Origin of the sequence: Nocardiopsis lambiniae (assembly GCF_031845465.1) — a bacterium.
In the GTDB taxonomy this organism is placed as follows: domain Bacteria; phylum Actinomycetota; class Actinomycetes; order Streptosporangiales; family Streptosporangiaceae; genus Nocardiopsis; species Nocardiopsis lambiniae.
Genome location: NZ_JAVREP010000023.1, coordinates 30,273 through 41,686, shown reverse-complemented (window position 1 = coordinate 41,686; position 11,414 = coordinate 30,273). Strand labels below are relative to the sequence as shown.

General features: G+C 67.5%; 13 protein-coding genes. 4 read left to right on the top strand and 9 right to left on the bottom strand.

Annotated features, from left to right (window positions below; translation table 11 throughout):
* Window positions 1-5: 5 nt before the first annotated feature.
* Both RM479_RS23865 and RM479_RS23860 read right to left on the bottom strand, forming a co-directional pair.
* Complete coding sequence (locus tag RM479_RS23865; RefSeq protein ID WP_311513951.1) at window positions 6-200, bottom strand: DUF397 domain-containing protein; 195 nt, start codon at window positions 198-200, stop codon at window positions 6-8.
* A 31-nt stretch (window positions 201-231) separates the two neighbouring features.
* The gene (locus RM479_RS23860; protein ID WP_311513950.1) at window positions 232-1,089 is read right to left on the bottom strand and encodes a helix-turn-helix domain-containing protein; all 858 of its coding nucleotides are present in this window, start codon (window positions 1,087-1,089) and stop codon (window positions 232-234) included.
* Window positions 1,090-1,360: 271 nt separating this feature from the next.
* Between RM479_RS23860 and RM479_RS23855 the strand changes: the two genes are divergently transcribed.
* The 4 genes from RM479_RS23855 (at window position 1,361) to RM479_RS23840 (ending at window position 6,142) form a co-directional block, all read left to right on the top strand.
* The gene (locus RM479_RS23855; RefSeq protein ID WP_311513949.1) at window positions 1,361-1,954 is read left to right on the top strand and encodes an ATP-binding protein; all 594 of its coding nucleotides are present in this window, start codon (window positions 1,361-1,363) and stop codon (window positions 1,952-1,954) included.
* Window positions 1,955-2,151: 197 nt separating this feature from the next.
* Window positions 2,152-2,664 (top strand): hypothetical protein, encoded by a 513-nt coding sequence (locus RM479_RS23850; RefSeq protein ID WP_311513948.1) that lies wholly within the window; start codon window positions 2,152-2,154, stop codon window positions 2,662-2,664.
* Window positions 2,665-4,373: 1,709 nt separating this feature from the next.
* On the top strand, window positions 4,374-4,658 hold the full coding sequence (locus RM479_RS23845) for a helix-turn-helix transcriptional regulator (RefSeq protein ID WP_311513947.1): 285 nt from the start codon (window positions 4,374-4,376) through the stop codon (window positions 4,656-4,658).
* An 8-nt stretch (window positions 4,659-4,666) separates the two neighbouring features.
* A complete protein-coding gene (locus RM479_RS23840) occupies window positions 4,667-6,142 on the top strand; it encodes a tyrosine-type recombinase/integrase (RefSeq protein ID WP_311513946.1) in 1,476 nt (491 codons plus the stop codon).
* Window positions 6,143-6,335: 193 nt separating this feature from the next.
* On the opposite strand, the gene RM479_RS23835 is transcribed toward RM479_RS23840, so the two are convergent.
* From RM479_RS23835 to RM479_RS23805, 7 genes are all read right to left on the bottom strand, one after another.
* The gene (locus RM479_RS23835; RefSeq protein WP_311513945.1) at window positions 6,336-6,836 is read right to left on the bottom strand and encodes a hypothetical protein; all 501 of its coding nucleotides are present in this window, start codon (window positions 6,834-6,836) and stop codon (window positions 6,336-6,338) included.
* A 13-nt stretch (window positions 6,837-6,849) separates the two neighbouring features.
* The gene (locus tag RM479_RS23830; RefSeq protein WP_311513944.1) at window positions 6,850-8,517 is read right to left on the bottom strand and encodes an alpha/beta hydrolase; all 1,668 of its coding nucleotides are present in this window, start codon (window positions 8,515-8,517) and stop codon (window positions 6,850-6,852) included.
* A 12-nt stretch (window positions 8,518-8,529) separates the two neighbouring features.
* Window positions 8,530-8,853: a hypothetical protein gene (locus RM479_RS23825; protein WP_311513943.1), complete on the bottom strand. Its 324-nt coding sequence runs from the start codon at window positions 8,851-8,853 to the stop codon at window positions 8,530-8,532.
* A 431-nt stretch (window positions 8,854-9,284) separates the two neighbouring features.
* Complete coding sequence (locus RM479_RS23820) at window positions 9,285-9,638, bottom strand: hypothetical protein (RefSeq protein WP_311513942.1); 354 nt, start codon at window positions 9,636-9,638, stop codon at window positions 9,285-9,287.
* An 80-nt stretch (window positions 9,639-9,718) separates the two neighbouring features.
* Window positions 9,719-10,354 carry an IS5 family transposase gene (locus RM479_RS23815; RefSeq protein ID WP_311513941.1) on the bottom strand — a complete coding sequence of 212 codons (636 nt, stop codon included), beginning with the start codon at window positions 10,352-10,354 and terminating at the stop codon, window positions 9,719-9,721.
* 3 nt (window positions 10,355-10,357) lie between these two features.
* Complete coding sequence (locus tag RM479_RS23810; RefSeq protein ID WP_311513940.1) at window positions 10,358-10,552, bottom strand: transposase; 195 nt, start codon at window positions 10,550-10,552, stop codon at window positions 10,358-10,360.
* Window positions 10,553-10,693: 141 nt separating this feature from the next.
* Window positions 10,694-11,350 carry an SMI1/KNR4 family protein gene (locus tag RM479_RS23805; RefSeq protein ID WP_311513939.1) on the bottom strand — a complete coding sequence of 219 codons (657 nt, stop codon included), beginning with the start codon at window positions 11,348-11,350 and terminating at the stop codon, window positions 10,694-10,696.
* Between the last annotated feature and the right edge of the window lie 64 nt (window positions 11,351-11,414).

The following is an 11,414-nucleotide window of genomic DNA, read 5'->3' as shown; positions in this document are numbered from 1 at the left end:
AGGGGCTACGGGTTCACTCGCTGCTTGAGCGGGGCGAGCAGCCCGAACCACTCCTCGGCGGGGAAGTCCAGATGTCCGAGTTCGGGGTGCTGGGAGTCCCGTACAGCGTTCCCCGCCACGCTCTCGGCCACCTCGACGCAGTTCGACTGCGCTGTGCTGTAGCTGCTCTTGTACCAGGAAGAACGGAGTGTGCTGTTCATGATCATCATTCTGCGGTAGAGCCGGTGGACGTCAGGGTGTCAGGGCGTCGAGCCTCGCGTTGATCGCCTTGACGGACTCGGTGGGCGAAAGCGCTCGCTCGGAGAGCACCTTGAAGCAGGCCATGTAGGGGACGACGCTCTGCGGCGCCTCCAAGTAGACGTCGCTGGTCTGCAACTCCACGTGTACCCAGGTCAGACGGTGCGTCTCCACCAGGGTGAACGCGCCGGCCAAGGCCGGGTGGGGAGCGGACAGGGGCAGGACCTGCACGGTGATCAGAGGGTGGGACATCAACTCCCGCAGCAGCTCCAGCTGCTGCGCCAGCGCCTCGGGGGCGTCCAGGGTCTGGTGGAGCGCGGCTTCGTGGATGACCGCGTGCAGGGCGGTCGGCTCCTCGTCCCGGTGGAGGATCTGCTGCCTCTGCCTGCGCACGGCGATGAACCGCTCCAAGGCGTCCTCGCTCAGCGCCGTGCTGCTGGTGAGGGCCACGGCTCGCCTGGCGTAGTCCTCGTGCTGAAGCAGGCCCGGGATCACGCTGGTCTCGTAGGTGCGCACCTCCGACGCCGTCGCCTCCAGACGGAGCAGGTCGAGGTAGGAGGGGGACAGGGTGTCGCTGTGCGCGACCCACCAGCCCCTGCGCTCGGCCTCCACCTCGCCCGCGACGGCGATCAGGGTCTCCCGGGCGTCACGGTCCTCCACCCCGTAGGCGTCGAGCAAGGGACGCACATCGCGCGCGGGGAGAGCGACGACACCGTTCTCGATGCGGCTGAGAGAAGCCGTCGACCGCTGGGCCGCGCGCGAGGCCTCCTGGAGAGAGAAGCCCGCTTCGCGGCGCAGGGCTTCCAGGCGGGTTCCCAACCAGCGTTGGCGCAGGGACGGTTCGTCGGGCACGAAAGCTCCTGGTGGTCATGATCGCGGAGACGGCCCTCTCTGGTCGGGCCGCAGGTGGCTTGGCCCCAGAATGCCATAGTTCCTGTTCGTAAATTTTTCTCTCAGAAAATATTGCTGAACGTAATTGAGTCGTGCATGCTGGTGGTGCGGCGACTGAGCCCGCCGGGTCGCTCCCACTGTTGGGGGAGCGGATGCCGGGTTGCCCACCGCTTGCGTTGGCCGGCCCCGATGGGCCGACCTGAACGTTCTTCTCTGAGAAAGGAATCGCGCCATGGTTCCCATGAGCGCCGTAGGCCCCCATGACCCGGGCGCCACTGAACTCCCGCCGCTGCCGCAGGCCACCCTGCCGCTGTGGGACGTGGTCCCCGCCCGGGCCCGGCACTACTTCCACCACGCCCCCGACCGGGGCGCCTACACCACCCGCCGCTACGAGTTCGGGTCCAGCCTCGAACTCCTGCCGCTGGTGCGCGCATTCCTCAACACCTGCGCGGCCCACCGCGACGCCGACTACCGGTACCTGTTCACCCTGCTCGGCTCGGAGCTGGTCAACAACGCCCTGACCCATTCCCGCTCCGGGCACCCCCACGGCCGCTACGCCCTCACCTGCCGACGCCGAGGCAACGGGCTCCACCTGACCTGCGCCGACCAGGGCGACGCCTCGGGCCGGACCACCCCGGCGGGGGAGACCCACCACCTGGTTCCCGACCCGCACGGGTTGGACCCCGGCGCTGAGCGCGGTCGTGGGCTGGCCATGCTCGATGCCCTGGCCACCGGGTGGGGGGACAGCGGCATCGCGGAGCTGCGGCAGGTGTGGTTCTTCCTCGCCTACGACCTCACCGACAGCCGGTGGACCCAGGCCCCCTGAAGAGGGCCCTCGGGCACCCCGGAAAACGGGGCGAGGACCTCTCGAGGCGCTCGGCAACGCGGGAAGCGCAGCCCTTCGGGGCCAAGGACACCCGCACGAGAAGCCGCTTCAAAAACTGAAAACATAGAGGTGCCCCGACCGGTGCGCGAACACCGGACCGGGGCGCGATCACCACCTGATAGCTCCAGGAGGAGACCGTGGAACACCCTACTACCGGCCGTCACCGGCGGCCCTGCGACAGCATGGCCGGGCGTGTGTGGGCGCTGACCGCCGCGCTGTTGGCCGCCGCCCTGGCCGTACTCTTCAGCCCTCGACCGACCCCGTTGCCCCGTCGGGTCCCGCGCGCGCTGCCCGCAGCACCCCCGGCACCCACCACTTTCAGGCAAGGCGACCTGCTCGCCGACCAGCTCGGTTTCCCCGAACAGCACACCTGGGCGGCCGGCGCCTGGACCGCCTCGGCCCGCTGGAAGCAGGCCTACCGCGACCGCTCCGCCTCGTTCGAGTTTGAGGACAGGGTGGACGCCGAACCCGACCTGGTCGCGGGTGCTCTGGTGCGCCCCTACCTCGACCTCGGGTCCGTTCCTCATCCCCGCCCGGACGAACCGGAGGACTACCCGGCCACACCTTCGGGTGTCGAGCCTGAGCCGGTGGAGGAGGAGTTCGCCGAACTGACCGACCGTATCCGCGCCTACCTGGCGCTGCGGGGCTGAGAACGCCCTGAACGGACTGGGGTGTCTTCTCCTGCGGGAGGGGACGCCCCTCAGTGCTTTTCTGTGTCCCTCGAGTGCCCTCCAGGATTTCTCGATCAATGGCTGCGAGGAAAGCATTCCTGGTTGCTTTTCGGGAAGTCGGGGCGGTGGTTGGGCTTCTCGGTGTGTCGGTTTTGTGGCTTTTGTGGGGTGGGCCTGTGACTGGGCCCTTCGGGGGGCCTGTGACCGGGCCGATGGGTGGGCCTATTAGAACGGCCCACCCTGTGCGCGTTATCAGTGCAGGTCGAAGCCGCTCCGGGTGGGCCTTTCGCAATCCAGACTCATACCCAAGGGGGCAGTTCCTCTTCACGTGGGGCGGGGCGGCCCCGAGGGCGGCGGGTCTCGGCCCGCGCCCCTCGGCGGCGCACTTCCATGCGGGTCGCCTCCCCTTGTGCTGTTTTCTCCAGCGCTCTGGATTCCCTGGTCTTCATTCTCTGAAAACATATTCTCGAGAACGCTGGAAAACGACCGTTCCGGGGTGGTGACTGCCAGGTCGAGGTGGTTGATGCACACACGAGGCGATGCGCGGGCCGTCACCTGGTCCGCGCGCCGGGGTGATCCTCCTGGCGGATCGGGGCGGGCTGTGCGAGGGCTTCTCGCTGACGCGGTCCGGGAGCGGAAGATGGCGAGCGTACGGAGACCGTCGGTCTGGTCGGATCCAGCGGCAGCAGGGGTGCTGCGTCGGGTTCTCGAGCGTGGTGACATCCCCGCTTGAAGAGGGGGTTCCTGTGACTACGCCAATGGCCGTGCCTGTGACTATGCCTGTGACTCCTCCCTTGCCTACTCCTGTGGCCACGCCGATGCCCCCTCGGGCACGACCACCCGCATCTCGCGCATCCTTGCAGCTCACAGCGCGTTTGAGCCCGTCTCGCGGGCCCAGACTTATATCCAGTGGGTAGTCCACTTCACGTAGGGCGGCGGGTACCCCCGCCCGGGCGGCGGGCCTTCGCCCGTGTCCTGGACGGCCCTCCGCCGTGCGGGTCACGCCTCTCCCCCGCGTGATTGCCGTCCTTGCTCCGCACTTCTGCTCTCGGTCTCTTGGAAGAACACCCCCGCAAAGGCTTCAAAGCGACCGGTTCGGGGCGGTGGCCGACCTGGCAGGTCGAGTTGGTTCATGGATCCACCGAGGCGGTGCGCCGGCCGCCACCTGGTCGGTGCGCCGGGGTGCTGCTCCTGGCGGACGGGAGCGTGTCGCTGGACTGCTCCTCGCGCGGTGTCGCATCGACGGGGCGGGACGTCCTCCTGAAGGGACATGAAGAGAAAGAGAGAAGCCGAGCCCGCCTCCGGGGGTGCCCGGCACGGCTTCGCCGGGGGCGTCCAGGGGCAGCTCCCTGCTGGGGACGGGGTCGTTTGCGGGCTCGCGCCCGAAATCGGTGCGGGGCGGCTGTGGGGCGTTCAACGCACCCACACGGCCCGGATGCCCGGCGCTGACCCCGTGGGGGCGGTGCCGTGGTTTCGGGTACGGACGTGGCCGCTGTGGGCCGTGTCCGCGGAATCGGGCATTGCGCCCTTTTGTGGGTGTGCTCGCGGGGTGGAGCGCGGGTCCGGTGGATGTTTCGGTGAATCCGCTTGCATTGCTCGGCGAGGTCGAGCGTGGATGCACAGTGTCCCGCCGTCGGCGGGGTCGCGTGCCGTGTTCGTGCAGTTCAGAGGTGGTGGGGAGGTTGGGTGTGGTGAAGCGGGATGCTCCGGTCGTGCTGGCCGATGTCGCCTCGCTGCCGGTGGTGCTGGGCCCGGTTCAGGCGGGGCGGATGCTCGGCCTGGGCCGCACCACCGTCTACCGGCTGCTCCGCGGGGGAACCTTCCCGGTCCCTGTCCGGAGGGTGGGGAAGGCGTGGGTGGTTCCGACCGCCGGGGTGCTGACCTACCTCGGCCTGGACACTCCGGACACCTTCACCGCCGCCAGCGGCGGGTGCGGGTGCGGTGCGCGTATGAACACCACGGAAGAGGGGTGAGTGACTGTATGGGTGCGTACGAGGGGTCGGTGTTCAAGCGGTGCGGGTGCCGGGAGGAGAACAGTGGCCGGGCGTTGGGGGTGAAGTGCTCGCGGTTGCGGCGGGAGGATGGGGCGTGGAATCCCCGGCACGGGAACTGGTGGTTCCAGCTCGAACTGCCGCGCACGGTTGAGGGCAAGCGTCGCCAGGCGCGCAGGGGTGGCCTGGCCTCGCAGGAGGAGGCCCGGCGCCAGCTCGACCACGTGAAGACGCTGCTGGCCCTGGCCGAGGGGGAGCCGGAGCTTGAAGTCCAGGTCGCGGACTTGATCCAGACCGCGCTCAAGGGCCGCCGGCCTCTGCCGGAGGTGGAGGAGGTGCGCAAGAGGATCGGTGGGGGAGTCGATGTTCGGCGGGAGCCGCCGCCTGTGGGGGTGTGGTTGAGGGAATGGTTGGACGGCAAGCCCGATCTCGCGGAGGGTACCCGTGCCTCCTACGACGGCCACATCCGCAAGTACCTGGTCCCACACCTGGGGAAGGTCCGGGTGGACCGATTGCAGGCCCGACAGGTCGAGGCGATGTTCGCAGCGGTGGAGGAGGCCAACGTGCACATCCTGGAATGCCGCGACTCCGAGGACCCGGAAGTGAAGAGGTCGGTGCGGGGGAGGCGGGTGATCTCGCTGTCGACCAAGCACCGGATCCGGGCCACGCTGCGCAGCGCGCTGTCGGACGCGGTCCGCTCCCCGGACCTGCCCGTCACGGTGAACATCGCCTCCCACGTACGGCTTCCGTCCTGCCCGAGGAAACGCCCCCTGGTGTGGACCGCCGACCGGGTGCGCCAGTGGGAGAAGGGCGGGACCGTACCCGGCGAGGTGATGGTCTGGACCCCCGAGCAGACCCGGACGTTCCTCCAACATGCGAGGAGGTACACGTGGTTGTTCCCGATGTTCCACCTCATCGCCGTCAAGGGGCTGCGCCGGGGTGAGGCGGTGGGGTTGCCGTGGGCGAACACGAGGCTGGTGGACGGCCAGATCGACATCCGCGTCCAGGTCGTGCAACTGGCCTGGGAGACCGTCACCTCGACCCCCAAGAGCGCGGCGGGCCAGCGCACGATCACCTTGGACGCCGACACGATCAAGATCCTGCGCGGGTGGAAGAGGTTCCAGAACGAACAACGCCTCGCAGCGGGATCCGCTTGGACCGGTACGGGGCTGGTGTTCACCCGCCAGGACGGGTCGGGGTGGCACCCGGGGCAGGTCAGTGACTGGTTCTGCCGCATCGCCAAAGCCGCCGGGCTCCCGCCCATCACCTTGCACGGGCTCCGCCACGGTGCCGCCTCCCTGGCGCTGGCAGCAGGAACGGACGTGAAGGTGGTGTCCGCCGAGCTGGGCCACGCGACCACGCACTTCACCCAGGACACCTACCAATCGGTGTACCCCGACGTCGCCAAGGCCGCGGCCGAGGCGACCGCCGCGCTGCTGCGCGGCACCCCGGTCTCGGTCGGGTAGCGGGACGGGGGAGCACACCGGGAGCACCTGGACACCCCGGGCCCCGGGCCTATGGCGGGTTCACCCCGCCCGGCCTGGGGCTTCGCCGTGGGCGGAGGCGGTCGGCCATCGGATCAAAGGTCTCCTGGATGCCTGGTACCCCGTCCGAGAGGCCATCTCATGCGGGAGAGCCGGACCGGGCGTTCTCGCAACGTCAGGCTTCCGGGATGCCCTCCGGCCACACACAGGGGGAGGACGCGCCGATGGAAAGGCTTCCCTGAATACTGACGCGCAGGGACATGAGGAAGCCGTCCTCCTCGTTCTCGACCGCGATCGACAGTTTGTCGGGGCGTTCGTCGCGGATGACACGGTAGCCGTTGGTGGTCCAGTACTCGTAAAGCAGTTCGGCGTTCTGTTCGTTCTCCTCCATCGGCAGCCCACGCAGCCACTGATCCTGACCGACAGTGACACGGCCCCGGGGGCCACCGTCGGTGGGGTCGTCGCAGGAAGCGAAGGTAACCGGACCGAGGGGTTCGAGTTCGACGGTTTCTGGCAGGGCAGATGCGGCGTTGGTGATGTGCTGGTCGACCTTGGCAGCCGCTTCGTCCTCGGTCATCGTTTCTTCCATCGCCGTTTCCTGATCGGTGTCGGGGTTGCAGGCGGTCATCGCGAAGACGGCCAAGGCCAGACAGGCCACCTGTTTCAGTCGTTTCATGTCTTGATAGGTCCTAGTGCTTTCCGGCGATGACTTCGCCCATGTGTTCCAAGGAGGCGGTGCCGCGGTTGAAGTATTCCGAGTGTGCGTCTCCGAGGGGCCAATTGCCTCCTTGGCTGCCCTTATCGGATGTGAATACACTTGCTCCGAAGTCGGGGCTGGTGGGGTCGGCGCCGTGTGTCAACCCGGTGAAGTCGGTGATTTTGTCGTTCCCAGCCGTTGAAGCGTGCACGTTCTCGGGGGCGAATCCGAGTTCGGACACATGATCGGCGTCCGCTCCGGGGCTGCCGACCAGGACGATCTCGTCGGCGTTGAGACCGGCCTCGCTCTGCGCGGTGTGCCCGACGACGGTGGATCCGTAGCTGTGCCCGATGACGGTGTTGTGCGACGCGGTCGTGTTCTCATGTGTGGCGCGAAGCCCGTCCTGGAAACTGCTCAACTCGTCGACCGCACCCTCGGCCCGTCCCGGGAATGCTGCTTCGGCCACGTTGGGCGCGTCGTAGCCGATCCAGCTGATGACGGCATGCTCGCCGTCCTCGTCCGCGGCCACTGCCGATTGACGCAGTGCCTCGGCCCGGTTCATCTGTTCGTCGATGCTCTGCCAGGTTGTCGTGGTCCCTGGCACGAGGGTGGCGACGTTGTCGGCGGTATCGGGGTTGCCGGTGGACACGATGGCGCGTCCCCGGTTCTCGGTGTCCAGAGCGAGCAGATACCGGTCGGCGTCCTCGTCGTTGAGGTCGTTGCGCAGTTCGATGAGCGTGTCGAGTTCCTCTTCGAGGTCGGCCGGGTTGGTCGTGGGGATGTCCACGTCCTCATCAGACCCATCGGAGGCGAGGGCATCCAGGGCCTCTTGGCGATCCTGTTCCAGGGCCTCGATCTCCTCCTCCAACCGGGCGATCTCGTCATCGAGGTGGTCCCGGTTGAGCTGGTCGCGCACGACGACAGGAATGCCGTCGAGGTCGCGCAGAAGTTCGGGGTAGTCCTCCATAGCCCATTCCTGCTGGTGCGGGGCGAGGTCGCGCCACCAGTCGGCGACCTCCTGCGGGGTCCAGTCCTCGGCCGGGCCGAACTCGATCTCGGCAGGTATCTCGCCGCCCAGGAGGTGAACGTCCCGGCCGCTGATGAGGCCACGGTCCACCGCACGCTCCCACAGGGCCTGGTCGGGGCTGTTGGTGAGGACCTTCTCGGTCCTCTCCTTCTCCTCGTTGAACTCCTCGCGGGCCGTGTCGTGCTCCTTCAGCAGGCCCGCTCGCACGGTCAGCGCGTGCGTCATTTCAGCGGTCTCCGCAGAGGTGCCTGCGGCGGTCAGCATGCCGTCCGCCTCTTCGATGCGCAGCAGGGCGGCGGCCTTGTGCTCCTCCCAGCGCCGTTCCAGGTCCTCGCGTACCTCCTTGTACGTTTCCACCGCGTCCGCGTAGAAGCCGAGTGCCAGGCCTGTACCGGTGAGCAGTTCGGCCAGGTCCTGCCAGGACTGGATGTCCGTTTGGGAAGCGTCGCTGATGTCCCAGGCGACGGCCCCGGCGAACTCGGTGGCGGTGGACTGTAACGTTCCGTCCAACTCTCCCGTATGGCCGAGCATCGTGTTCCTGAGCTCGTACAGCTGCTCGGCGCCGCCCCTGACCTCTTCGGCATCGGATTCGATGTCTTCGGGCAGGCCCAACTTCAGTCCGGCGATCGACACGAAAGAGCCTCTCTAGAAGAAGTTGATCTCAAGTGAGGGAACGGCCGTGGTCGAAGCGAAATCGTCGCCCGCGGTCCTGTCGGTTTGTCCGATCTCACCGGCCGCGCCGCCGGTGTTCTCCGCAAGGGCGTTGGCGTTGGCGGCGGCGGTCTTGATCTGCCTGCTGGCTTCGGCCTCGAAGTCGTACAGCGCCGACTCGATCTCCCAGGCGCCGTGCACCAGATCGCTGAAAGCCTCGAAGAGCGGCCCGGACAGACCCGACATGGTCTCCGCCATCTCTTCGGCGGACCGGCTCCCCGCAATGGCTTCCGGGAGGTTCACACCTGCTACGGACATGCGGGCTCCTAGGGGAGAAAAGCAAGGATGAGGGACGACCAAGGATGGTAAGGCACCTGGAAAGGGCAAGGAAGCACTGGGTTGGGGTTTGGCTCCGCTGTGTTTCCACGCTGTGTGGGTATCTGCTATGCGAACAGCAAGTTCTTGTTAAAACGAATAAATGACAACGGTATTCATGATTCTTGGGGTCTTCGACCTGCTTCTTTTCCGGCCCGTGAGCGGCGCGGGTTCCTCCTGCCGGCCGAAGGCTTCTCGATGGTGACCGCAAGTGGTCAAGAAGTAACGCCGCTAACGAGTTGGTGCGTGATAGCGGGTGAGGCATGGTGGTCCCGCTCGTGGTGCTTGTCAGATGTTCGCGGTGCGGTCGGAGACCAGTCCGGCGATGGCGCGGTAGGTCGCCGGAAGGTTCTCCCGCCGATGGGTCCAACGCATCAGTTGTTTCCAGCGTTTGTGGTCGGCCAAGGCGTTCTCGATGGTGATCCGATCTGAGGAATGCGTGTGGCGGTGGTGCTTCCACCGCTCGCGGAACTCCCCAGGACGGCGTGCGGCAGGTCATGGCGCAGGTGGATCAGGGCGGCCACCAGACGGTCGACGAAGACCAGCCGGTGCCGGGCGCCGGTCCCGGCGGCCCGTTTCCTCGCCCCGCCCCGGACCTGGTCCCGGTGGTCCTCCACGGCCACTTCCCAGGGGCGGGCCAACTCTTCGACGAGCGCGGCCAGATGGTGTCGGGAGATGCCGGTGAGCCAGGGGTGGGCCAGGGCCGCGCGGTTTAGCTTGATCGCCACGGCCAGAGCATGCCACGACTTCTCAGCGGAGCCTCACCCGCTATCACGCACCAAACTCGTAAGAGCGTGTTTGAGAAGGGTCAGGAAATGAGGCCCTGGCCAGTCCAAGCACGCTGACGAAGGGCGTCACGTCCTCGTGCGAGGCGGCAGGCCATCTGGCCGATCGCGGCCCAGCGCACCATGGCCTCGGACACCGCGGGGTTGCGCTCGTAGTCCCTGGCCAGACGCCGGTGGGAGGTCAACCACGCCAGCGAGCGCTCGACCACCCACCGGCGCGGGATCACCGCGAACCCCACCTGGTCAGGAGCCTTGCGCACGATGTGCACCGTTGTGGCCACGAACCTCTCGGCCCAGGCCACCAGCCGTCCCGCGAACCCCGCATCGGCGAACACGAATCGCACCGGCGTACACAGGTACAGGCTCAACAACGTGGTCCTGGCCCCGTCCCGGTCCTGGACAGAGGCGGCCATGACGCACACCACCAGCAACAGCCCCAGGGTGACGATGAACCGCTTGCGGCCGTTGACCTTCTTGCCCACGTCATAGCCCCTGGTCTGCTCGCCGACGGTGTCGGCGCCCTTCGTGCTCTGGGAGTCGATGATCCCGGCCGAGGGCTCGCCCCCACGTCCTTGCGCGGTGCGCACCCGGCGGCGCAACACGGCCATGACCTGCTCGGTCACCGTGGCTTCCTCCCAGCGGGAGAAGTACCGGTACACGGTCTACCAGGGCGGGAAGTCCACGGGCGGGTGCCGCCAGGAGCAGCCGGTGCGCACCACATAGAGGATCGCGTCCACCACGTCACGGCGGGGGTGCTTCTCGGGTCTGCCGCCGGTGTTGGCCGGTGGGAGCAGGGGCTCGATCAGGGCCCACTGTTCATCGGTCAGGTCAGAGGGGTAGGTCGGGCGTCGCGGCATGGTGGCCATGTTCGCGACCTGATGGCAGCAGCGTGGGCGAAATGCCCGGACCGTTACCCCTTCTCAAACACGCTCTGAGTGCCGGGAGGCGATCCCGGCACGCACCGCAGCTTCCGCCGCTCACAGCACGAAACAGACCCGCTAACCTCCTGCGCCCTTTCCCAGAAGCAGTTGAGGCTGTCGAAGTTTTCCGTCCGCCCACCGACGCATCCACTCGGGAAAAGTGAACTCCTGGGGGAACAGCATGACGCCCGGGTCGTCCCCGGCTGTCGAGTTGGGGTCGATGGCCCACATCCCGCCGGACGGGTTCCGGAAGTCGATCAGCGACTCGACACCACAGCCCCAGTCGCACAGCGTCAGGAATGAGTCCGCCATCGGCCGCCACTCCTGGGGCCACCCCTCCCGCCGCCGAAAGGCGTCCATGACGGAGACACCGTTCTCCGGATCCCACAGCGGCAACAGGCCGTAGCCCGGACCGAATCCCCCGTCGCCAAGCTCGAGGTAGCAGCGCCGCAGGAGTGGTGGCAAAGGGCGACCGAGAAGCTCCTCGCACTCGTTGACCACATCCTCAGCCACAGGCCTCAACGGCGGCGGCAAGTCGAGCCGCCCCGCGGCGAGCGCGGTGTCGTACTCCGGTGTGCCCCTGAAGTAGACCGTTCGCCACGAGCCCTGGTCGGCACAGCACCGAACCGCACCATCGCTGTCGTCCTCCGGCAGGCCGAGCCGGTGGTCCAGGTACTCACCGGAGAGCACGCGTGCGCGTACGGCCTCGAACACCGCGTCGTCATCATGTGTCACGCGCCCAGTGTGCCCGCAAGCCGTGACGAACACGTTCCCCTGACTTCCTCCGACAAGCGTTGGC

Coding starts and splice junctions, on each gene's coding strand:
- RM479_RS23865 (WP_311513951.1), bottom strand. CDS start 200: ATGAACAGCACACTCCGTTCTTCCTGGTACAAGAGCAGCTACAGCACA.
- RM479_RS23840 (WP_311513946.1), top strand. CDS start 4,667: ATGGGTGCGTACGAGGGGTCGGTGTTCAAGCGGTGCGGGTGCCGGGAG.
- RM479_RS23835 (WP_311513945.1), bottom strand. CDS start 6,836: ATGAAACGACTGAAACAGGTGGCCTGTCTGGCCTTGGCCGTCTTCGCG.
- RM479_RS23810 (WP_311513940.1), bottom strand. CDS start 10,552: ATGCCGCGACGCCCGACCTACCCCTCTGACCTGACCGATGAACAGTGG.
- RM479_RS23855 (WP_311513949.1), top strand. CDS start 1,361: ATGGTTCCCATGAGCGCCGTAGGCCCCCATGACCCGGGCGCCACTGAA.
- RM479_RS23825 (WP_311513943.1), bottom strand. CDS start 8,853: ATGTCCGTAGCAGGTGTGAACCTCCCGGAAGCCATTGCGGGGAGCCGG.